Below are 20,978 nucleotides of genomic sequence, written 5' to 3'. Positions count from 1 at the left end.
CGCTTTGCGCCCGCTGCCGGAAAGGGCCCGATAACCGGGAGGCCGCCGCGCGCGCGGACACGTACCCTCTTCTGTTGTGCCGAACGCCAACAATGACAGCCACACCCCGCCGTCGACGAACGAGCTCAATCAGGTGCAGCGCCGTGCCGTGAGCGAGCTTCTGCGGGTGTCCCCCGTAGCCGACGACCTCGCCCGCCGATTCCAGGAGGCCGGGTTCACGCTTGCCCTGGTCGGCGGCTCGGTACGGGACGCGCTGCTGGGCCGCCTCGGCAATGACCTGGACTTCACCACGGACGCCCGCCCGGACGACGTGCTGAAGATCGTGCGGCCGTGGGCGGACGCGGTCTGGGAGGTCGGCATCGCCTTCGGCACCGTGGGTTGCCGCAAATCGGACTTCGATATTGAGGTCACGACATATCGGTCGGAAGCGTACGACCGGACGTCGCGGAAGCCCGAGGTCTCCTACGGCGACTCCATCGAGGAGGACCTGGTCCGTCGCGACTTCACCGTCAACGCGATGGCCGTCGCGCTGCCGGAGAAGGAGTTCATCGACCCGCACAACGGCCTGGAGGACCTGGCCGCGCGCGTCCTGCGCACCCCGGGCACCCCGGAGGAGTCCTTCTCCGACGACCCGCTGCGCATGATGCGCGCCGCGCGCTTCGCCGCTCAGCTGGACTTCACCGTCGCTCCCGAGGTCGTCACCGCGATGACGGAGATGGCCGACCGCCTGGAGATCGTCTCGGCCGAACGGGTCCGTGACGAGCTGAACAAGCTGATCCTCTCCAGTCACCCCCGCGAGGGCCTCAAGCTCCTCGTGGACACCGGCCTCGCCCGCCTCGTCCTCCCCGAGCTCCCGGCACTGCGCCTGGAGCGCGACGAGCACCACCGGCACAAGGACGTCTACGAGCACACGCTGACCGTCCTCGAGCAGGCCATCGACCTGGAGAAGGAAGGCCCGGACCTGGTCCTGCGCCTGGCCGCGCTGCTGCACGACATCGGCAAGCCGAAGACGCGCCGCTTCGAGAAGGACGGCCGGGTCTCCTTCCACCACCACGAGGTGGTGGGCGCCAAGATGACCAAGGCGCGCATGACCAAGCTCAAGTACTCGAACGACCTGGTCAAGGACGTCTCGAAGCTGGTCGAGCTGCACCTGCGCTTCCACGGCTACGGCACCGGCGAGTGGACCGACTCGGCCGTGCGCCGCTATGTGCGCGACGCGGGCCCGCTGCTGGACCGGCTGCACAAGCTGACCCGGTCCGACTGCACGACGCGCAACAAGAAGAAGGCCAACGCCCTCTCCCGCGCCTACGACGGGCTCGAGGAGCGCATCGCGCGACTGCAGGAGCAGGAGGAGCTGGACGCCATCCGGCCCGACCTGGACGGCAACGAGATCATGGAGATCCTCGGCGTCGGTCCCGGACCGCAGATCGGCCAGGCCTACAAGCACATGCTGGAGCTGCGCCTGGAGAACGGGCCGATGGAGCGGGACGCCGCCGTGGCCGCGCTCAAGGAGTGGTGGGCGGCTCAGGGCTGATTGCGTCGGCGGTGGTGTTTCACGTGAAACATCACTGAGGGCGGAAGATGGAGGGGCGGTGTTTCACGTGAAACACCGCCCCTCGGTTCATGTGAAACACGGTCTCTCCGTCATGTGAAACACCGCCCCTCGCTCTGTGCCCGTTCCCGGCTCACGCCCGCCGGGGCCCGAACCCTGTCAGGGCGACGGTGACCGCCGCGTAGAGCACGGCGACCATGACGATCAGCGCGGCCGACCGGCCGTCCGGCGGGAGCATCAGCGAGGCGACCGCCGCCGCGCCCACGAAGGCGACGTTGAACAGGACGTCGTAGAGCGAGAACACCCGGCCCCGGAAGACGTCGTCGACCGATGTCTGGACCACGGTGTCGGTCGCGATCTTGGTGCCCTGGGTGACGAGGCCCAGGACGAACGCCGCGATGAGCATGGGGACCGGCTCGAAGGGCAGGCCGAGGGCGGGCTCGAGGACCGCGGCCACCCCCGCGCACACGGCCATCCAGCCCATCCGGCCCAGCCGGGAGACCGCCCACGGGGTGATGACGGCCGCCGCGAAGAACCCCGCCCCCGAGGCCGCCACGGCATAACCGAGCAGGGTCAGCCCCTCCGATCCGTCACCCGACCACGCATACCGGCAGAGCATCAGCACGGTGACCGTCAGGGCCCCGTAGCAGAAGCGCATCAGCGTCATCACCGCCAGCGCTTCGGCGGCGATGCGGCGTTCCGCCAGATGGCGCAGCCCGTCGGCCAGGCCGCGGGTGGTCGCCGCGAGGGCGGTACGGGTCCGGGTGCGGGTCGCGGGGGCGTCCGGGCCCAGCAGTCCGATCGGGATGCGCAGCGAGAACAGCCCCGCGCACAGGTACAGCGTGGCGCCCAGCAGGACGGCCCAGGCGTCGGAAGCGGCACCCTCGGGAGCGGCGAGGCGGATGGCGAACGCGAGCCCGCCGCCCGCGGTGGCGGCCAGCGTGCCGGCGGTCGGGGAGAGGGAGTTGGCCATCACCAGGCGCTCGGGGCCGACGACGCGGGGCAGGGCCGCCGAGAATCCGGCGAGGACGAAGCGGTTGACGGCGGTGACCGACAGCGCGGAGGCGTAGAAGAGCCAGTCGGGGGCGCCGCCGACGATGAGCGCCGCGGTGCCGGTGGCCAGGACAGCCCGCAGCAGATTGCCGTGGAGCAGTACCTGGCGGCGGCGCCAGCGGTCGAGCAGGACGCCCGCGAAGGGCCCGAGCAGCGAGTAGGGCAGGAGCAGGACGGCCATGGCGGAGGCGATGGCCGCGGGGGAGGCCTGCTTCTCGGGGGAGAAGACGACGTAGGTGGCGAGGGCGATCTGGTAGACCCCGTCGGCCGTCTGCGAGAGCAGCCGGACCGCCAGCAGACGGCGGAAATCGCGCAGCTGAAGCAGGACGCGAAGATCACGCACAACGGGCATGCCCACAGCCTCACACAACGCACAGGTCCCCGGGTGGATTACCCGGGGACCTGTGGCGGAGTGCGAAGCGCGCGCGGGTTTAGCGCTCGACCTCGCCCTTGATGAACTTCTCGACGTTCTCGCGGGCCTCGTCGTCGAAGTACTGCACCGGCGGCGACTTCATGAAGTACGAGGAAGCGGAGAGGATCGGGCCACCGATGCCGCGGTCCTTGGCGATCTTCGCGGCGCGGACGGCGTCGATGATGACACCGGCGGAGTTCGGGGAGTCCCAGACCTCGAGCTTGTACTCGAGGTTCAGCGGGACGTCGCCGAACGCGCGGCCCTCGAGGCGCACGTACGCCCACTTGCGGTCGTCCAGCCAGGCCACGTAGTCCGACGGACCGATGTGGACGTTCTTCTCGCCCATCTCGCGGTCGGGGATCTGGGAGGTGACGGCCTGCGTCTTGGAGATCTTCTTGGACTCGAGGCGGTCGCGCTCGAGCATGTTCTTGAAGTCCATGTTGCCGCCGACGTTCAGCTGCATCGTGCGGTCCAGGATGACGCCCCGGTCCTCGAACAGCTTGGCCATGACGCGGTGCGTGATGGTGGCGCCGACCTGCGACTTGATGTCGTCACCGACGATCGGGACGCCGGCCTCGGTGAACTTGTCCGCCCACTCCTTGGTGCCGGCGATGAAGACCGGGAGGGCGTTGACGAAGGCGACCTTGGCGTCGATGGCGCACTGCGCGTAGTACTTGGCGGCGTCCTCGGAACCCACCGGCAGGTAGCAGACCAGAACGTCGACCTGCTTGTCCTTGAGGACCTGGACGACGTCGACAGGGGCCTCGGCGGACTCCTCGATGGTCTGGCGGTAGTACTTGCCCAGGCCGTCGAGGGTGTGGCCGCGCTCGACCGTGACACCGGTCTGCGGCACGTCGCAGATCTTGATGGTGTTGTTCTCGCTGGCACCGATGGCGTCCGCGAGGTCGAGGCCGACCTTCTTGGCGTCGACGTCGAAGGCAGCGACGAACTCGACGTCACGCACGTGGTAGTCGCCGAACTGAACGTGCATCAGACCCGGCACGCGGCCGTTCGGGTCGGCGTCCTTGTAGTACTCGACGCCCTGCACCAGCGAGGCGGCGCAGTTGCCCACACCGACGATCGCTACGCGAACCGAACCCATTCCGGTTGCTCCCTGTTTGTACTCGACGAAGCCCTGCGGAGTGCAGAGCTCACTGGTCCGGGCCGTTGCGCTTGTCACGCCCGGCCCGCTCGCTCTCGATCAGCTCGTTCAGCCAGCGGACCTCTCGCTCCACGGACTCCATGCCGTGTCGCTGAAGCTCGAGGGTGTAGTCGTCCAGCCGCTCCCGGGTGCGGGCGAGCGAGGCGCGCATCTTCTCGAGACGCTCCTCCAGACGGCTGCGGCGGCCTTCCAGCACGCGCATCCGTACATCCCGCGAGGTCTGCCCGAAGAACGCGAAGCGGGCGGCGAAGTGTTCGTCCTCCCACGCGTCCGGGCCGGTGTGGGCGAGCAGCTCCTCGAAGTGCTCCTTGCCCTCTGCCGTCAGGCGGTAGACAATCTTCGCCCGTCGTCCGGCCAGGGACGCCGCACGGGCGTCCTCCGGAGCGCTCCCGGGCTCCTCGACCAGCCAGCCGCTCGCCACAAGGGACTTCAGGCAGGGGTAGAGGGTGCCGTAGCTGAACGCACGGAACACCCCGAGTGAGGTGTTCAGGCGCTTCCGCAGCTCGTAGCCGTGCATCGGGGACTCGCGGAGCAGGCCGAGGACGGCGAACTCGAGGATGCCGGAGCGTCTGCTCATGTTTCGCCTCCTTGTCCCCCACAGCCTAGTCCTTGTGATCCCTAATCCTTATTGGTCCCTTATGCCGACCTGACGTGCCGACCGTTGTTCCGAGCTGATGTGCCGAGCTGATGTATCGACTCGATACATCCAGACGATAGAACGAGCGTCCTGCGGCGACAAGAGGGGGCACGGTGAACGAGGTCACATCACCGATTCGTGGGACACAACAGGCCTGATTTGGAGTGAAGATCCGCAGTGGGCGGGATTTGGCCGTGCGTAGTCTGTGCGCCATGCAGACCAACGGGAACCGGGTGACGTCGTCAGACGTCCTCGTCCCGTATGCAGTGCGGCCCGTCGCTCAGGGGGACAGCCGGATCGCACATCGGGGGGAATGCAAGCCACCTGCCGCTGTCAGGCGATAGCGCCTGCCCGAGGAGTAATCGTTCGATGAGCGAGCACCGCCGCAAGCCGCCGCCGCCTCAGGGCGGGGGACGAGCCGCGGCCCGTCGCGCGGCCCAGCAGCCGACGTCCGGCCGTCGCGCCGCATCACCCAGTAACTCCGCCGGACCGGGGCACGGCCGCGGCGACGATTCCCGCTACGCCGGCCGGGCCGATACGCGCCGTGCGGCCCCGCGCGGCGGCTCCGGCGCCGGCGGGCGCAGACGCTCCCCGGACGCCGGAACCGGCGGTGGGGGACGCGGCCGCAGGGACGGCGGACGCCCGCCCGTCAAGCGTTTCATCGACTACCCGCGCGCGGGCAAAAGCGGAGCGCGGCGCTGGATTCCGTCCTGGAAGCTGACGGCCGGAATGGTGCTCACGTTCGGCGCGCTGATCCTCGGCATCGTGGGCGTGGCGCTGGCCGTGGTGCGGGTGCCCAGCGCACAGCTGGCCTCGGTGGTCCAGAAGAACGTCTACTACTGGGCCGACGGCAAGCAGATGGTCGTCGCCGGCGGTGGCAACCTCAACCGGCAGATCGTGGAGATCGCCCAGATCCCCCAGTCCATGCAGGATGCGGTGATCTCCGCCGAGAACGCCAGCTTCGAGACGGACTGGGGCGTCGACCCCATGGGCATCGCGCGCGCCGTGGTGAAGATGGCGCAGGGCGGTGAGACGCAGAGCGGTTCGACCATCACGCAGCAGTTCGTGAAGAACACCTACCTGAGCCAGGAGCAGACGCTCAAGCGCAAGGCCACGGAGCTGCTGATCTCCGTGAAGGTGGGGGCCACCAAGGACAAGGACTTCATCCTCGCGGGCTACCTCAACACCGCCTACTACGGGCGTGGGGCCTATGGCATCCAGGCCGCGGCGCGCGCTTACTTCGACAAGGACTGCGCGGACCTGACGCCCAGCGAGAGCGCCTTCCTGTCGGCCACGCTGAACGGTCCGAACCTCTACGACCCGTTCGGCGGCCAGGGGCCGGCGGCGACGGCGGAGAAGAACACCAAGCGGGCCACCGACCGCTGGAAGTGGACGCTGGACCGTGAGGTCCAGGTCGGCCGCATGGACGCGGCCGAGCGCGACAAGTGGGTCGCGCAGGGCTTCCCGAAGGTGCAGAAGCCCAAGCCCGCCACCAACCGCGCCGGGCAGATCGGCTACCTCACCGGCCTCGCCGACAACTACATCGTGGCCCACTCCCGGATCAGCAAGGCGGAGCTCGACAAGGGCGGCTACCAGATCTACACCACCTTCGACCGGGACAAGGTCAACACGCTGGCCAAGTCGGTCGAGGACGTGCGCAAGGCGAACATCAAGCCGAAGGTGCGCGACGTCGACCAGTTCGTGCAGTTCGGCGGCGCCTCGGTGGAGCCCAAGACCGGCAAGATCGTCGCCATCTACGGTGGTGAGAACGCCCTGGAGCACTTCACCAACAACTCCGACTACACCGGTGTGCAGGTCGGCTCGACCTTCAAGCCCTTCGTCCTGGCCGCCGCGATGACGCACGGAAAGCGCAATCCGGGCCTGGGCCCGCAGCAGAGCGACAGCCAGCGCACGGTCGTCTCGCCGGAGAGTATCTACAACGGCAACAACAAGCTGACGCTGCGGAACTACAACGGCTCCGTCTGGCACGACCAGAACGGCGGGGAGTGGCGCCAGCCGAACGACGGTGACGAGGACAAGGGCCTGGTCACCCTGCGCACCGCCATGCAGTACTCGGTGAACACGCCGTTCATCCAGCTGGGCATGGACGTCGGCACCGACCTGGTGCAGGAGGCGGCGGTCAAGGCGGGTCTGGACAAGGACCAGCTGGCCTCGCTGACCCCCACCTTCTCCCTGGGCACCTCGGCGCCCAGCGCGATCCGGCTGGCGGGCGCGTACGCCACGTTCGCCGCCAACGGCAAGCAGACCGATCCGTACTCGGTGGAGAAGGTCGAGAAGAACGGCAAGTCGGCCTACGAGCACGAGGCCAAGAGCGCGCAGGCCTTCGACTCGAACGTGGCCAACAACGTCACCGACGTGCTGAAGACCGTCGTGGAGTCGGGCACCGGCACCAAGGCGCAGCTCGGCAACCGTCCGGCGGCCGGCAAGACGGGTACGACCGACGGCAACCGCTCCGCCTGGTTCGCGGGCTACACCCCGCAGCTGTCGACGGCGATCGGCATGTACCGCGTCGACCCCAACGCCAAGAAGCAGGAGTTCCTGTCGATGCGCGGTGTGGGCGGCCAGCCCACCATTCACGGTGCGTCGTTCCCGGCGGAGATCTGGGCGGACTACATGGGCAAGGCGCTCAAGGGGCAGCCCGCCCTGCAGTTCGACGCGCCGCAGCCGATCGGCGAGAAGGTCTACGGAGACGGCGCCAGCCCCTCCCCCAGCCCGGTGCCCTCCACATCGCCCTCGGCCTCGCCGTCCCCGTCGGCGTCCGCCTCGCCGTCGAAGCAGCCGACCAGCTCCCCGACACCGACCAGGACCTGCAGCCTGTTCGACCCCAAGTGCAAGAACGGCGGGGGCAGCGGAGGGAAGAACGGTGGCACCACCGGTGGGCCGGGCGGCACGGGGAGCTCGCCGTCACCGGATCCGACCGGACGCCCGCCAGGCAGTGGAGGACTGTTCGGCGGCCCCAACGGCTGATCATCATATGAATCCGGCACAGGCTGCCTGAGCTGGTCTTTTCGAGGGCCGTCCCGCGTTCGCGCGGGGCGGCCCTCGAGTTGTCCACAGGCTCCGCCGCGTCACAGGCGCGTACGGCAGGATGTGGGCATGAGGAGCGCGCGGGACGACCAGCTTGTACGGCCCACCGTCGAGGACGAGGTGGCCGCCGCCGGCAGCGAGCTCATCGGCGGGCCCGTGGGGCGGCGTGCGCTGCTCGGGGTGAGCTGGTGGACGCCGGTGCGGGTGATCGCCCTCGTGGCCATCGGCATGTTCGCGCTGGGGATGGTGCAGAAGCTGCCGTGTTACGACCACGGCTGGTTCTTCGGCGCCACCACGCAGTACACCCACGCCTGCTACTCCGACATCCCGCACCTGTACAGCGGGCGCGGCTTCGACCAGGGCCTCCTGCCGTACTTCGACCGGATCCCGCAGTCCCTCTCCGGCGGTATGGAGTACCTGGAGTATCCGGTCCTGACGGGCCTGTTCATGGAGATCGCGGCGCTGCTCACGCCGGGCGGCGGGACCATTCAGCACCGCGAGCAGATGTACTGGTTCGTCAACGCCGGGATGCTGCTGGTCTGCGCGGCCGTCATCGTGGTGTGCTCGGCCCGTACGCACCGGCGCCGCCCCTGGGACGCCCTGCTGATCGCCCTCGCGCCGGCCTTCGCGCTCACGGCCACCATCAACTGGGACCTCTTCGCGGTCGCCCTGACGGCCGCGGCGATGCTGATGTGGTCACGCGGGCGGGCGGTCGCGACGGGCGTGCTGATCGGCCTGGCGGCCGCGGCGAAGCTGTATCCGGTGCTGCTGCTGGGACCGCTGTTCGTGCTGTGCTGGCGGGCGGGGCGGCTGCGTGCCTTCCTCGCGGCCGCTGCGGCGGCCGCCGGGGCTTGGCTGGCAGTGAACCTGCCGGTGATGCTCACGTACGACGCGGACGGGTTCCACATCCGGGCGGGCTGGGCGAAGTTCTACACCTTCAGCCAGGACCGGCCGGTCGACTTCGGCTCGGTCTGGCTCTTCATCTCCCAGCGCACCGGCGACCCGCTGGAGGACGCCAACACCTACGCCACCTTGCTGATGATCCTGGGCTGTCTGGCGATAGGGGCGCTCGGTCTGTGCGCCCCCAGGCGTCCGCGCTTCGCACAGCTGGCCTTCCTGGTGGTGGCCCTGTTCATCCTCGTCAACAAGGTCTACTCGCCGCAGTACGTGCTGTGGCTGGTGCCGCTGGCCGCGCTGGCCCGCCCCAAGTGGCGTGACTTCCTGATCTGGCAGGGCTGTGAGGTCCTGTACTACCTGGGCATCTGGTTCTACCTGGCCTACACGGGCAGCGGTGACAAGCACCAGGGCCTGCCACCGGAGGGCTACCAACTGGCGATCATCGCGCACCTGCTGGGCACGTTGTACCTGTGCGCCCTGGTCGTGCGGGACATCCTGCTGCCCGAGCGGGACGTGGTGCGGCGCGACGGCTCGGACGACCCCTCGGGAGGCGTCCTGGACGGGGCGCCCGACATATTCACCCTCGGCTCCGCGCGCCGGAAGCGGCACGCGGAGCACCGCGAAGGCGCACGCGTTCAGTGGGGCACCGGGAGCACCGGCCTGTAGGCAGGCGCTCCCCGCCCCGGACCACGGGGGTGGATCAGTGATCGAGAATGCGGTCGAACTGCGTGGTGGTGTGCCGCAGATGGGCCACCAGCTCGTCGCCGACCTGGGGGGCCGGCGCGTCGTTCGGCACGAAGAGGATGGAGACCTGCATGTGCGGGGGCTCCGCGAACCAGCGCTGCTTGCCGGCCCAGACGAAGGGCGACAGGTTGCGGTTCATGGTCGCCAGGCCCGCGCGGGCGACGCCCTTGGCGCGCGGCATCATGCCGTGCAGTGCCTTCGGCGCCTCCAGCCCGACGCCGTGCGAGGTGCCGCCGGCCACCACGACGAGGTAGCCGTCACCGGCCGCCTTCTGCTGCCGGTAGCCGAAGCGGTCGCCCTTGGAGACGGGGGTCACGTCCAGGACCGCGCCCCGGTACTGGGTGGCGTCGTGGTCGCCGAGCCACAGCCGGGTGCCGATGCGGGCGCGGAAGCGGGTCTGCGGGAACCGCTGCTGCAGCTCGAGCAGTTCGTCGGACTTCAGGTGGCTGACGAACATGGTGTGCAGCGGCAGGTGCGCGCCGCGCAGCCGCTCCATCCAGGCGGTGATCTCGTCGACCCCGGTGGTGCCGTCGCCGCGGTCCAGCGGCAGGTGTATCGCGAAGCCCTCCAGGCGCACGTCCTCGATGGCCGCGTGCAGCTTGGGCAGGTCCTCCTCGCTGATGCCGTGCCGCTTCATGCTGCTCATGACCTCGATGACGACGCGCGCGCCCACCAGGCCGCGCACGCCCTCGACCGAGGAGACCGAGCGGATGGCGCGGTCCGGCAGCGGCACCGGCTCCTCGCCGAGCCGGAAGGGCGTCAGCACCAGCAGGTCGCCACCGAAGTAGTCCTTCATCCGGGCCGCTTCGTAGGTGGTGCCGACGGCGAGGATGTCGGCTCCCCAGCGCGTCACCTCTTCGGCGAGCCGCTCGTGGCCGAAGCCGTAGCCGTTGCCCTTGCAGACCGGGACGATCCCCGGGAACTGCTGGATGACGGACTGCTGGTGTGCCCGCCAGCGCGCGTTGTCGACGTAGAGCGTGAGCGCCATGGCCGGTCCCGGAACCTTTCCCTGGGTCTGCTGGGTGATGTGGTCGTGCGGCCCGCGGCGGTGTGCCGCGGGCGGACGGAAGGATCAGCGGCGGGACATGTACATGTCGAGCGCCTTGTGCAGCAGCTTGTTGAGCGGGAAGTCCCACTCGCCGAGGTACTCCGCCGCCTGGCCGCCGGTGCCGACCTTGAACTGGATGAGGCCGAAGAGGTGGTCGGTCTCCTCCAGCGAGTCGCCGATGCCGCGCAGGTCGTAGACGCTGGCGCCCAGCGCGTAGGCGTCGCGCAGCATCCGCCACTGCATCGCGTTCGACGGCCGGACCTCGCGCTTGTGGTTGGCGGAGGCGCCGTAGGAGTACCAGACGTGGCCGCCGACGATCAGCATCGTCGCGGCCGCGACGGCCTCGCCCTCGTGCACGGCGAAGTACAGCCGCATGCGGTTGGGGTCCTCGGAGTTGAGGGCCGTCCACATGCGCTGGAAGTAGCTCAGCGGGCGCGGGCGGAACTTGTCGCGCTCGGCGGTGATCTCGTACAGGTGCTGCCAGGTGGCCAGGTCCTCGTAGCCGCCCTGGACGACCTCGACGCCGGCCTTCTCGGCCTTCTTGATGTTGCGGCGCCACAGCTGGTTGAAGCCCTTGTGGACGTCCTCCAGGGAGCGGTTCTCCAGCGGCACCTGGAAGACGTAGCGCGGCTGGACGTCACCGAAGCCGGCGCCGCCGTCCTCGCCCTGCTGCCAGCCCATGCGGCGCAGCTGGTCGGCGACCTCGAAGGCGCGGGGCTCGATGAAGGTGGCCTCGACGTCCCGCAGGCGCTTGGCGTCGGGGTCGGCGATGCCGGTCTTGATCGCGTTGGCGTCCCAGCGCCGGATGACGACGGGCGGGCCCATCTTCACCGAGAAGGCGCCCTGCTGCTTCAGGTGCGCCAGCATCGGCTCCAGCCAGTCCTTCAGGTTCGGCGAGAACCAGTTGATGACCGGGCCCTCGGGCAGGTAGGCCAGGTAGCGCTTGATCTTGGGCAGCTGGCGGTAGAGCACCAGACCGGCGCCGACCATCTGGCCCGTCTTGTCGAACCAGCCCAGGTTCTCCGAGCGCCACTCGGCCTTTACATCGGCCCACCCCGGCACCTGCATGTGACTGGCCGCGGGCAGGCTCTGGATGTATGCCAGATGCTGCTCTCGGCTGATTGTCCTCAGGGTCAGGCTCATGCGGGGCGCTCCTCGGCAGGTGTGTCCCCATGGTCGGGGCTCCGGCTCTCGCGCCGAAGCCTACTGCGACCGGGGAGCGCCCCGTTTGGGCGTACGGCCCGCTATCCGATCACACCGCCGAAGAGCCCGCCGTGCGCCATGCCCAGAAAGAAGCCCAGCGCAGCGGCGCCGAGCCCGATGACGAGCAGAAAACGCTCGCCGGTCGTGGCGGAGATGAATTGTCCCCAGGCCCCGGTGAGGATGCCCGCGAGCCCGCTCCAGGAACTGAGCAGGTGCAGGCCGGTCCACAGGGAGGAAATGGCGGCGAGCCCGCCCAGTACCACCGTCACCGCGGCGAAGGTGTTCTCGACGGGATGGGATTTCCCGTCGCTGTTGAGAGCCGCGGCGAGAAGCGCGCGGGGTCCACGGGGCTGCCGAACCGCCTGTGTCATGGGGCCACCTCCTGAAGGCAAGCGCAATGTAGCGCCGGTCACACCCGACGCGTCCAGATTGCGGGGCCGGAACCGTGGATTTCAACCGGACGCCGGAGTGCGGGTACTCTGTACGGTCTGCACCGGTGTCTGCCCGGACCCAGCTTCGGTCCCGGGGGCAACCCAGGGACTTCCCGCTGATTGTCAGTGTCCGCCGATACCGTTGTTCACGCATCACGACCCTCCTGCCACGGATCGACCGTGGCCGCTGAGTCCAAAGGAGGTGGGTTCCACATGCGTCACTACGAGGTGATGGTCATCCTCGACCCCGATCTCGAGGAGCGCGCTGTCTCCCCGCTGATCGAGAACTTCCTCTCCGTCGTCCGTGAGGGCAACGGAAAGGTCGAGAAGGTCGACACCTGGGGCCGTCGTCGTCTGTCGTACGAGATCAAGAAGAAGCCCGAGGGCATCTACTCGGTCATCGACCTGCAGGCCGAGCCTGCGGTCGTCAAGGAGCTCGACCGCCAGATGAACCTGAACGAGTCGGTCCTCCGGACCAAGGTCCTCCGTCCCGAGACCCACTGAACCCCAGCGGTTCAGAGGTAATCGGGCTGCATCGCAACGAGTAGCAAGCAGCCAGCAGCACACCCGCCGAGAGGTTCATCCATGGCAGGCGAGACCGTCATCACGGTCGTCGGCAATCTCGTCGACGACCCCGAGCTGCGCTTCACCCCCTCCGGTGCGGCGGTCGCGAAGTTCCGTGTCGCGTCCACTCCCCGCACCTTCGACCGCCAGACCAACGAGTGGAAGGACGGCGAGAGCCTCTTCCTCACGTGCTCGGTGTGGCGGCAGGCGGCGGAGAACGTCGCCGAGTCGCTTCAGCGAGGCATGCGCGTCATCGTGCAGGGCCGCCTGAAGCAGCGGTCCTACGAGGACCGTGAGGGCGTCAAGCGCACGGTCTACGAGCTCGACGTCGAAGAGGTCGGCGCCAGCCTGAAGAACGCCACGGCGAAGGTCACCAAGACCTCCGGTCGCGGTGGCCAGGGTGGCTATGGCGGCGGCAGCGGTGGTGGCCAGGGTGGCGGCGGCTGGGGCTCCGGTCCCGGCGGCGGCCAGCAGGGCGGCGGGGCTCCCGCCGACGACCCCTGGGCCACTGGCGCTCCGTCCGGCGGCCAGCAGGGCGGCGGCGGAGGCGGCTGGGGCGGCGGCTCCGGCAACTCCGGCGGCGGCTACTCGGACGAGCCGCCCTTCTAGGCCCGTAACGGGTCCGGGCCGGTGACGGCCCGAGGGCGACAGCACAAAACTTCTTGATTCACAGGAGAGAGACAATGGCGAAGCCGCCCCCGCGCAAGCCCAAGAAGAAGGTCTGCGCGTTCTGCAAGGACAAGACCGCTTACGTGGACTACAAGGACACGAACATGCTGCGGAAGTTCATTTCCGACCGCGGCAAGATCCGTGCCCGCCGCGTGACCGGCAACTGCACTCAGCACCAGCGTGACGTCGCCACGGCCGTGAAGAACAGCCGTGAGATGGCGCTGCTGCCCTACACCTCGTCCGCGCGATAAGGGAAGGGTGACCAACTAATGAAGATCATCCTCACCCACGAGGTCTCCGGCCTCGGTACCGCCGGTGACGTTGTCGACGTCAAGGACGGCTACGCCCGCAACTACCTGGTCCCGCGCGGTTTCGCGATCCGCTGGACCAAGGGTGGCGAGCAGGACGTCGCTCAGATCCGCCGCGCTCGCAAGATCCGCGAGATCGCGACGATCGAGCAGGCCAACGAGGTCAAGGGCCAGCTCGAGGGCGTCAAGGTCCGCCTGGCCACGCGTGCCGGCGAGGCCGGCCGCCTGTTCGGCTCCGTGACCCCCGCCGACATCGCTGCCGCGATCAAGGCTTCGGGTGGCCCCGAGGTCGACAAGCGCCGCGTCGAGGTCGGTACGCCGATCAAGACCCTGGGCGCCCACCAGGTGTCCGTGCGTCTGCACGCCGACGTCGTTGCCAAGCTCGGCATCGAGGTCATCGCGGCCTGAACGCCGTGACAGGCACAGCCTGAGGAAGGGCCGCACCCCTTGGGGTGCGGCCCTTCCGCTGTTTCGGCGGGCGTTCATGGCGTGCGCCGTCCCGGCCCGCTGTTCCGGCCCTGCGTTCAAGGCCCGCTGTTCCGGCTCCTCCCGCGCCGTCAGGCGCGTACGGCTCCCGTGACCATCCAGCGGCCCGAGCGGGTCCGCAGCCACAGGGTCACCAGCCGGACCGTCATCATCAGCGTCATCGCCCACCACAGGGCCGTCAGACCACCGCCCAGGGCGGGAACGAGCAGCGCGGCGGGCGCGAAGACCGCCAGGACCAGCAGCATCGCCCAGGCCAGGTACGGTCCGTCGCCGGCGCCCATCAGCACGCCGTCCAGGACGAACACCACGCCCGCGACGGGCTGCCCCACGGCCACCACCAGCAGCGCGGGCAGCAGTGCGTCCCGCACGGCGGGGTCGGAGGTGAACAGCGGGATGAAGAGCGGCCGTGCCACCACCACCAGCATGCCCAGCACCACGCCCGAGGCGACGCCCCACTGGACCATGCGGCGGCACGCCTCCCGGGCCCCCGCCCGGTCCCCGGCGCCCAGGTAACGTCCGATGATCGCCTGCCCCGCTATCGCTATGGCGTCCAGCGCGAAGGCCAGCAGGCTCCACAGGGTCAGCACGATCTGGTGGGCGGCGATGTCCGAGTCGCCGAGCCGGGCCGCCACCGCCGTGGCGATCATCAGCACGGCCCGCAGCGAGAGCGTACGGACCAGCAGCGGCACCCCGGCCTGGGCACAGGCCCGGATGCCCGCGGCGTCGGGCCGCAGCGAGGCGCCGTGCCGCCGCGCGCCCCGGACGACGACGGCGAGGTAGGCCGCGGCCATGGCCCACTGGGCGATGGCCGTTCCCCAGGCGGAGCCGGCGATGCCGAGGTCCGCGCCGTAGACGAGGCCGAGGTTGAGCGCGCCGTTGGCGGCGAAGCCGCCGACCGCGACGTACAGCGGAGTCCGGGTGTCCTGGAGGCCCCGCAGCACGCCGGTGGCCGCGAGGACGACGAGCATGGCGGGGATGCCGAGCGCGCTGATCCGCAGGTAGGTGGTGGCGTGGGGCGCGGCGGTCGGCGAGGCGCCGAAGAGCTCGACGAGGGCGGGGGCGGTCAGCAGGGTGGCGGCCGTGACGGCCGCCCCGAGTATGAGCGCGAGCCAGACCCCGTCCATGCCCTGGCGTATGGCGGCCCGCAGGTCACCGGCGCCGACCCGCCGCGACACGGCGGCCGTGGTGGCGTAGGCGAGGAAGACGAAGACGCTGACGGCCGTGGTGAGCAGGGCGGAGGCGATGCCGAGACCGGCGAGCTGGGAGGTGCCGAGGTGGCCGACGATGGCGCTGTCGGCCATCAGGAAGAGGGGTTCCGCGACGAGCGCGCCGAAGGCGGGGACGGCGAGTGCGACGATCTCGCGGTCGTGCCGGCGGGCGCTGCGCCGCTCGAGTGCGGGGGCCTGGGTCAAGGTACCCGTCCAATCTTCCACAGGTAATCAGTGCTCCTAGCTTACGACCCTTACTTCTCGCTGTTGTGTGTGATCTTCTCTGCGCCGTTTGTCGCGATCTCCGCCCGGCCGGGAAAGTTTTTCTCCTCAACAGCCGGTGGATGACAAACCTGCAGGTCAGAGGGGTGGCCGGGCGACGACTGTGTGTTTGTCCACAGTGCTTTCCCCCGCGCCGTGCACAGGTTGAGGGGAGTTCTCCACAGGCTGGGGCCGCTCATCCACATGCCCTGTGGATAACCAGATTGGCTGAAGGTGCCCGCGGGCCTACCGTGGTCCGGCGCCCGCCGTCTGTTTCCGCCCCGTTCCCGCTCTCGTGGACCTTACGAGATCGACACGAACTCGCCGCGAACTCGACGCGCCATAACCGGAGTCGGGCGTCCTAATTGTCAGAGCCGTGCCGTAAGAAGGAGTGGCACGGCGAGGTCCGCGTCGCGGACGGGAGGAGGTGGCCCGGGATGAGCATTCCCGAGCCCATGGACGACCCCTGGGGCGACAGCGGCCCCGGCGACCGACTCCCCTTCCCCCGCTCCCGCCGGGGCGACGGCAAGGGCCGCGGCGAGCAGCACGACCGGGGCGACGAGGGCGGCTCCTGGGACCGGGGCAGCGGCTTCGAGCGCGTACCGCCGCAGGACCTCGACGCCGAGCAGTCCGTGCTCGGCGGCATGCTGCTGTCCAAGGACGCCATCGCCGACGTCGTCGAGGTCCTCAAGGGCCACGACTTCTACCGCCCCGCCCACGAGACGATCTACCAGGCCATCCTCGACCTCTACGCCAAGGGCGAGCCGGCCGACCCGATCACCATCGCCGCCGAGCTCACCAAGCGCGGCGAGATCACCCGCGTCGGCGGTGCCGCGTACCTGCACACGCTGGTCCAGTCCGTCCCGACCGCGGCCAACGCCGAGTACTACGCCGAGATCGTCCACGAGCGCGCCGTGCTGCGCCGCCTGGTCGAGGCCGGCACGCGCATCACGCAGATGGGATACGCGGCCGACGGCGACGTCGACGACATCGTCAACAAGGCCCAGGCCGAGGTCTACGCGGTCACCGAGCAGCGCACCAGCGAGGACTACCTCCCGCTCGGCGACATCATGGAGGGCGCGCTCGACGAGATCGAGGCCATCGGCTCGCGCAGCGGCCAGATGTCCGGCGTCCCCACCGGCTTCACCGACCTGGACGCCCTGACGAACGGCCTGCACCCCGGCCAGATGATCGTCATCGCCGCGCGTCCCGCCATGGGTAAGTCCACGCTCGCGCTGGACTTCGCGCGTGCCTGCTCGATCAAGAACAACCTGCCCAGCGTGATCTTCTCGCTCGAAATGGGGCGCAACGAGATCGCGATGCGCCTGCTCTCCGCCGAGGCACGCGTGGCCCTGCACCACATGCGTTCCGGCTCGATGACCGACGAGGACTGGACCCGGCTGGCCCGCCGCATGCCGGACGTCTCGGCCGCGCCGCTGTACATCGACGACTCGCCCAACCTGTCGATGATGGAGATCCGGGCCAAGTGCCGGCGCCTGAAGCAGCGCGCCGACCTCAAGCTCGTGATCATCGACTATCTGCAGCTGATGCAGTCCGGCGGCAACAAGCGCGCCGAGAGCCGCCAGCAGGAGGTCTCGGACATGTCCCGAAATCTCAAGCTGCTGGCCAAGGAGCTGGAGCTGCCGGTCATCGCGCTGTCCCAGCTGAACCGTGGTCCCGAGCAGCGCACGGACAAGAAGCCGATGGTCTCCGACCTCCGTGAGTCCGGCTCGATCGAGCAGGACGCCGACATGGTCATCCTGCTGCACCGCGAGGACGCCTACGAGAAGGAGTCCCCCCGCGCGGGCGAGGCGGACATCATCGTCGGCAAGCACCGTAACGGCCCCACGGCCACGATCACCGTCGCCTTCCAGGGCCACTACTCGCGCTTCGTGGACATGGCCCAGACCTGATCCGGGCCGAGGGTGGCCGAGGGCGGGCGCCGACGCCGGGCCGACGTCCGGTCAGTGCCGGGTGCGTGGCTGGACGTGGAGGTCGAGTCCGGTCGTCCCCGGTTCCTCGACGTCGGGCAGCAGCCGCATGTCGTGGTCGTAGTCGCCGCCGGTGAGCGAGCGGAACGGGACGGGCTCGTCGGTGAACAGCCCGTCGAGCCGGAGCGCGTACTCCCGCTTCGCCGCCTCGAACCGCTCCTGTGGCAGCTCGTTCGCGCCGTACACCGCGAAGGGTTCGAGCGGTGCCAGGCCGGTGAACCAGAACAGGCCGTGCTGCACGGGGTGCAGGACGTCCGTCAGCCGCCCGTGGATGCCCCGGTCGGAGAAGCCCGACTCCCGGGCGCCGACCGTCACCGACACCAGCGCGCGCCGTCCCGCAAGCGCGCCCTCGCCGTAGGGCGGGGGGAGGGCCGGGCCGTGGGCGAATCCGTAGGTGAACACCCGGTCGAACCAGCCCTTCAGGATCGCGGGCACGGAGAACCACCACATGGGGAACTGCAGGACGACCGCGTCCGACCAGAGCAGCTTCTCCTGCTCGGCCGCGATGTCGGGCGACAGCCGGCCCGCCGGCGTGGCGCGCTCGTGTGCGGCCAGCACCTGAAGCCGCTGGTCCGCGGGGTGGTCGGGGAAGTCGTCGGCGTCCACCGTCGCCTTCCACTTCATCGCGTGGAGGTCGGACACCCGCACCTCGTGGCTGGCCTCGCGCAGGTGCTCGACCGCGAAGTCGGTCAGAGCGGTGGTGAGCGAACGGGCTTCCGGGTGGGCGCTGACAATGAGGATCTTCTTCCGCTGCTGCGGCGTGGCATTGGTCATGCCGTCACGTTCTCCCGGGCGCGGCCGGGTAGCCAGCACCCTGTTCGACCGGCGGAACGGCGGTCCTGGTACTGCGAGAGCCACCCATACTGGAGCCCATGAACGGGGTGGGCCACATCGACCACATTGAGCGCATCGGCGGGTCCGGCGAGTCCGGCAGCATCGACGGGATCGACGGCGTCGGTGACGCCCGGCGGGCGCTCGGTGGGTTTCTGCGCGCCCGCCGGGGGCGCGTCGCGCCGGAGCACGTCGGGATCGCCGGCAGCCGTCGCCGACGCGTGCGCGGGCTGCGCCGCGAGGAGCTGGCCCAGCTCGCCGGGATCAGCGTGGACTACTACGTGCGTCTCGAACAGGGCCGGGCCACCCAGCCGTCCCCCGAGGTGCTCGACGCGCTCGCCAAGGCGCTCGGCCTCGACGCGGCGGAGCGCCGACACCTCGCCACCCTGGCCGACGCCAGGCGCGGCACCGCGCCCAGCGCCCGGGTCAGTCCCTCGCTGCGACGGATTCTGGACGCCATGGTGGGCGTCCCGGCCTTCGCGACGAACCACCGCCTCGACGTGGTGGCCTGGAACGGCCTGGGTGCCGAGCTGATCGGCGGCCTGGCCGACGCGGGCCGCCGCGACCCGAACAACGCCCGGTACCTCTTCCTCGACCCCGCCTCCCGCCTCGTCCACCCCGAGTGGGAGGCACGGGCGGCGGAGGCCGTGGGCCAGCTGCGGGTCGCCGCGGGACGTTACCCCGACGACGTGGAACTGGCCGCGCTCGTCACCGAACTGTCGGCGCGCAGCGCCGAGTTCCGGCGGATCTGGGCGACCGGCGAGGTCATGATGTGCGGGGCCGGACGCAAGCGGCTGCGGCACCCGGTGGCCGGACTGCTCGACCTGGACTACGAGACCCTGCACGTGCCGGCCGCGCCCGGCGAAACCGGCCTGGTCGTGCACGTGTTCAGCGCCGAGGAGGGCAGCGGGGAGGCTGCCGCCCTCGACCGGCTGGCCGCGACTTTGACGGACGCGCCGGACCTGCCCTGACCCGCCCCAGCGGCTTCGCCCCCGGCGGCTCCGCCCGCGGCGCGGGAATTGCCGCTGCGCCAAAGATCACGGGCTGGTTAGGGTGCGGGCATGAGCGCCTCGTACGAACTGTTGCCCGCCACCCGCCGTGCCCTCCTGCACCGCCTCGCCACCGGCCAGGCGGAGGGGCGTACGCCCTCGCTCGTGGGAGCGGTGATGCGGGACGGGCGCATGGTGTGGTCGGAGGGCCGGGGTTCCGTGGACGGTGCGGAGCCCGGGGCGGACACGCAGTACCGGATCGGTTCGATCACCAAGGTCTTCGTCGCCGTGCTGGTGATGCGGCTGCGGGACGAGGGGCTGCTCGCCCTCGACGACCGCCTCGGCACGTACGTCGACACCACTGAGGGCGGTGGGGCGACCATCGCCCAGCTGCTGTCGCACACGGCCGGGCTGGCCGCCGAGACCGGCGGGCCCTGGTGGGAGCGCACGGACGGCGGCCTGCGCCCCGAGCTCGCCGACATCTTCGGCGAGCGCGCCCAGCGCCATGAGGCGGGGCGCCTGCACCACTACTCCAACCCCGGTTTCGCGCTCCTGGGCGCTCTGGTGGAGCGGTTGCGCGGGGAGGACTGGTACGAGGTGCTGCGCCGGGAGGTGCTGCAGCCGCTCGGCATGGACCGCACGACGCTCGCGCCCCTGGCGCCGCACGCCGAGGGCTGGGCCGTGCACCCCTGGGCGGACGTCCTGCTTCCGGAACCGGCCGTGGACACCGGGCGGATGGCGCCGGCCGGGCAGCTGTGGTCCACGGCGGCCGACCTGTGCCGCTTCGCGGCGTTCCTGATGAACGGCGACGATCGGGTGCTGGGCGCGGCCTCGCTCGCGGAGATGCGGACCCCGGAAACGGAGCCCCAGGGGCCGGACCGGGCCGGCGGCTATGGCCTGGGCATGCAACTGTCCTGGCGCGACGGCCGGTTCCTGTGCGGCCACGCCGGCACGATGCCCGGCTTCGTCGCGGGGCTGTGGATCAGCCACCAGGACGGCGTCGCGGCGGTCGCCCTGGGCAACGCCACCTCCCACCTCCACGTCCCGGCCGTCGCGGCGGACCTCGTGTGCACCGTCGCCGAGCACGAACCCCGCATCCCCGAGCCGTGGCGCCCCCTCGGCGCCGTGGATCCGGCACTGCTGGCGCTGACCGGTCCCTGGTACTGGGGCGCCGCCCCCTTCGCGCTGAGGCTGGGCGCCGACCGGGAACTGCGGCTGACGCCCCTCGACGGCGCCGGACGCGCCGCGCGCTTCCACCCGGAGGCGGACGGCACCTGGACCGGGCTCGACGGCTACTACGCGGGGGAGACCCTGACGGTCGTACGGGACGCGGGCGGGGCCGTGAGCCACCTGGACATCGGGACGTTCGTCCTCACCCGCGAGCCGTACGGGCCCGGGGACGCGGTGCCGGGCGGCGTCGACACGGGCGGCTGGCGATAGTCGGATTGTCGGGCCGGACGGGGGTGCGGACGTAGAGTCGACGG

The 20,978-nt window shown here is 70.1% G+C and carries 18 protein-coding genes; 10 read left to right on the top strand and 8 right to left on the bottom strand.

Going from position 1 to position 20,978, the window contains the following annotated elements:
• Positions 1 to 76 precede the first annotated feature (76 nt).
• Positions 77 to 1,534, top strand: coding sequence for a CCA tRNA nucleotidyltransferase (locus ACIG36_RS21435; protein ID WP_399929984.1), 1,458 nt, complete (start codon positions 77 to 79; stop codon positions 1,532 to 1,534).
• Between the two features lie 151 nt (positions 1,535 to 1,685).
• Here ACIG36_RS21435 and ACIG36_RS21430 read toward each other — a convergent pair whose 3' ends face one another.
• The 3 genes from ACIG36_RS21430 to ACIG36_RS21420 form a co-directional block, all read right to left on the bottom strand.
• Positions 1,686 to 2,957, bottom strand: coding sequence for an MFS transporter (locus ACIG36_RS21430; protein WP_399929981.1), 1,272 nt, complete (start codon positions 2,955 to 2,957; stop codon positions 1,686 to 1,688).
• Between the two features lie 79 nt (positions 2,958 to 3,036).
• A complete protein-coding gene (locus tag ACIG36_RS21425; protein ID WP_399929978.1) occupies positions 3,037 to 4,119 on the bottom strand; it encodes an inositol-3-phosphate synthase in 1,083 nt (360 codons plus the stop codon).
• A gap of 49 nt (positions 4,120 to 4,168) precedes the next feature.
• Positions 4,169 to 4,756, bottom strand: coding sequence for a PadR family transcriptional regulator (locus tag ACIG36_RS21420; protein ID WP_086567636.1), 588 nt, complete (start codon positions 4,754 to 4,756; stop codon positions 4,169 to 4,171).
• 429 nt (positions 4,757 to 5,185) lie between these two features.
• Between ACIG36_RS21420 and ACIG36_RS21415 the strand changes: the two genes are divergently transcribed.
• Both ACIG36_RS21415 and ACIG36_RS21410 read left to right on the top strand, forming a co-directional pair.
• Complete coding sequence (locus tag ACIG36_RS21415) at positions 5,186 to 7,804, top strand: transglycosylase domain-containing protein (RefSeq protein ID WP_399929975.1); 2,619 nt, start codon at positions 5,186 to 5,188, stop codon at positions 7,802 to 7,804.
• Positions 7,805 to 7,933: 129 nt separating this feature from the next.
• Entirely contained in the window at positions 7,934 to 9,427 is a 1,494-nt protein-coding gene (locus tag ACIG36_RS21410; protein WP_399929972.1) for a glycosyltransferase family 87 protein, read from the top strand.
• Between the two features lie 34 nt (positions 9,428 to 9,461).
• On the opposite strand, the gene ACIG36_RS21405 is transcribed toward ACIG36_RS21410, so the two are convergent.
• The 3 genes from ACIG36_RS21405 to ACIG36_RS21395 all read right to left on the bottom strand — a co-directional run bounded on the left by ACIG36_RS21405 (position 9,462) and on the right by ACIG36_RS21395 (position 12,127).
• Complete coding sequence (locus ACIG36_RS21405) at positions 9,462 to 10,493, bottom strand: alanine racemase (RefSeq protein WP_399929969.1); 1,032 nt, start codon at positions 10,491 to 10,493, stop codon at positions 9,462 to 9,464.
• Positions 10,494 to 10,577: 84 nt separating this feature from the next.
• On the bottom strand, positions 10,578 to 11,696 hold the full coding sequence (locus ACIG36_RS21400) for a lipid II:glycine glycyltransferase FemX (protein WP_399929966.1): 1,119 nt from the start codon (positions 11,694 to 11,696) through the stop codon (positions 10,578 to 10,580).
• A gap of 101 nt (positions 11,697 to 11,797) precedes the next feature.
• The gene (locus ACIG36_RS21395) at positions 11,798 to 12,127 is read right to left on the bottom strand and encodes a hypothetical protein (protein WP_399929963.1); all 330 of its coding nucleotides are present in this window, start codon (positions 12,125 to 12,127) and stop codon (positions 11,798 to 11,800) included.
• A 273-nt stretch (positions 12,128 to 12,400) separates the two neighbouring features.
• Here ACIG36_RS21395 and rpsF point away from each other — a divergent pair, with 273 nt between their 5' ends.
• The 4 genes from rpsF (at position 12,401) to rplI (ending at position 14,136) form a co-directional block, all read left to right on the top strand.
• Entirely contained in the window at positions 12,401 to 12,691 is a 291-nt protein-coding gene (rpsF, locus tag ACIG36_RS21390) for a 30S ribosomal protein S6 (RefSeq protein WP_006604399.1), read from the top strand.
• 81 nt (positions 12,692 to 12,772) lie between these two features.
• Positions 12,773 to 13,360: a single-stranded DNA-binding protein gene (locus tag ACIG36_RS21385; RefSeq protein WP_399929961.1), complete on the top strand. Its 588-nt coding sequence runs from the start codon at positions 12,773 to 12,775 to the stop codon at positions 13,358 to 13,360.
• Between the two features lie 74 nt (positions 13,361 to 13,434).
• Positions 13,435 to 13,671, top strand: a complete 237-nt coding sequence (rpsR, locus tag ACIG36_RS21380; protein ID WP_004950692.1) for a 30S ribosomal protein S18 — start codon at positions 13,435 to 13,437, stop codon at positions 13,669 to 13,671.
• A gap of 18 nt (positions 13,672 to 13,689) precedes the next feature.
• Positions 13,690 to 14,136 carry a 50S ribosomal protein L9 gene (gene rplI, locus ACIG36_RS21375; protein ID WP_399929958.1) on the top strand — a complete coding sequence of 149 codons (447 nt, stop codon included), beginning with the start codon at positions 13,690 to 13,692 and terminating at the stop codon, positions 14,134 to 14,136.
• 149 nt (positions 14,137 to 14,285) lie between these two features.
• Here the strand turns inward: rplI and ACIG36_RS21370 are convergent, their stop codons facing one another.
• On the bottom strand, positions 14,286 to 15,626 hold the full coding sequence (locus tag ACIG36_RS21370) for an MATE family efflux transporter (RefSeq protein WP_399929955.1): 1,341 nt from the start codon (positions 15,624 to 15,626) through the stop codon (positions 14,286 to 14,288).
• Positions 15,627 to 16,120: 494 nt separating this feature from the next.
• On the opposite strand from ACIG36_RS21370, the gene dnaB reads away from it, so the two are divergent.
• Positions 16,121 to 17,596 carry a replicative DNA helicase gene (gene dnaB / locus ACIG36_RS21365; protein ID WP_399929952.1) on the top strand — a complete coding sequence of 492 codons (1,476 nt, stop codon included), beginning with the start codon at positions 16,121 to 16,123 and terminating at the stop codon, positions 17,594 to 17,596.
• A 51-nt stretch (positions 17,597 to 17,647) separates the two neighbouring features.
• Here the strand turns inward: dnaB and ACIG36_RS21360 are convergent, their stop codons facing one another.
• Positions 17,648 to 18,448: an NAD(P)H-dependent oxidoreductase gene (locus ACIG36_RS21360; protein WP_399929950.1), complete on the bottom strand. Its 801-nt coding sequence runs from the start codon at positions 18,446 to 18,448 to the stop codon at positions 17,648 to 17,650.
• A gap of 98 nt (positions 18,449 to 18,546) precedes the next feature.
• On the opposite strand from ACIG36_RS21360, the gene ACIG36_RS21355 reads away from it, so the two are divergent.
• Complete coding sequence (locus tag ACIG36_RS21355) at positions 18,547 to 19,476, top strand: helix-turn-helix domain-containing protein (protein WP_399929947.1); 930 nt, start codon at positions 18,547 to 18,549, stop codon at positions 19,474 to 19,476.
• Between the two features lie 90 nt (positions 19,477 to 19,566).
• Positions 19,567 to 20,934 carry a serine hydrolase domain-containing protein gene (locus tag ACIG36_RS21350; protein WP_399929945.1) on the top strand — a complete coding sequence of 456 codons (1,368 nt, stop codon included), beginning with the start codon at positions 19,567 to 19,569 and terminating at the stop codon, positions 20,932 to 20,934.
• Positions 20,935 to 20,978 lie beyond the last annotated feature (44 nt).

This window comes from Streptomyces sp. NPDC053048 (assembly GCF_044547045.1).
GTDB lineage: Bacteria > Actinomycetota > Actinomycetes > Streptomycetales > Streptomycetaceae > Streptomyces.
This window is presented reverse-complemented; position numbering and strand designations above follow the sequence as displayed.

Bases quoted from the DNA above. Each gene is read 5' to 3' on its own strand.
- ACIG36_RS21430 (WP_399929981.1), bottom strand. From the start codon at position 2,957: ATGCCCGTTGTGCGTGATCTTCGCGTCCTGCTTCAGCTGCGCGATTTC.
- ACIG36_RS21425 (WP_399929978.1), bottom strand. From the start codon at position 4,119: ATGGGTTCGGTTCGCGTAGCGATCGTCGGTGTGGGCAACTGCGCCGCC.
- ACIG36_RS21420 (WP_086567636.1), bottom strand. From the start codon at position 4,756: ATGAGCAGACGCTCCGGCATCCTCGAGTTCGCCGTCCTCGGCCTGCTC.
- ACIG36_RS21415 (WP_399929975.1), top strand. From the start codon at position 5,186: ATGAGCGAGCACCGCCGCAAGCCGCCGCCGCCTCAGGGCGGGGGACGA.
- ACIG36_RS21410 (WP_399929972.1), top strand. From the start codon at position 7,934: ATGAGGAGCGCGCGGGACGACCAGCTTGTACGGCCCACCGTCGAGGAC.
- ACIG36_RS21405 (WP_399929969.1), bottom strand. From the start codon at position 10,493: ATGGCGCTCACGCTCTACGTCGACAACGCGCGCTGGCGGGCACACCAG.
- ACIG36_RS21400 (WP_399929966.1), bottom strand. From the start codon at position 11,696: ATGAGCCTGACCCTGAGGACAATCAGCCGAGAGCAGCATCTGGCATAC.
- ACIG36_RS21395 (WP_399929963.1), bottom strand. From the start codon at position 12,127: ATGACACAGGCGGTTCGGCAGCCCCGTGGACCCCGCGCGCTTCTCGCC.
- rpsF (WP_006604399.1), top strand. From the start codon at position 12,401: ATGCGTCACTACGAGGTGATGGTCATCCTCGACCCCGATCTCGAGGAG.
- ACIG36_RS21385 (WP_399929961.1), top strand. From the start codon at position 12,773: ATGGCAGGCGAGACCGTCATCACGGTCGTCGGCAATCTCGTCGACGAC.
- rpsR (WP_004950692.1), top strand. From the start codon at position 13,435: ATGGCGAAGCCGCCCCCGCGCAAGCCCAAGAAGAAGGTCTGCGCGTTC.
- rplI (WP_399929958.1), top strand. From the start codon at position 13,690: ATGAAGATCATCCTCACCCACGAGGTCTCCGGCCTCGGTACCGCCGGT.
- dnaB (WP_399929952.1), top strand. From the start codon at position 16,121: ATGAGCATTCCCGAGCCCATGGACGACCCCTGGGGCGACAGCGGCCCC.
- ACIG36_RS21360 (WP_399929950.1), bottom strand. From the start codon at position 18,448: ATGACCAATGCCACGCCGCAGCAGCGGAAGAAGATCCTCATTGTCAGC.
- ACIG36_RS21355 (WP_399929947.1), top strand. From the start codon at position 18,547: ATGAACGGGGTGGGCCACATCGACCACATTGAGCGCATCGGCGGGTCC.
- ACIG36_RS21350 (WP_399929945.1), top strand. From the start codon at position 19,567: ATGAGCGCCTCGTACGAACTGTTGCCCGCCACCCGCCGTGCCCTCCTG.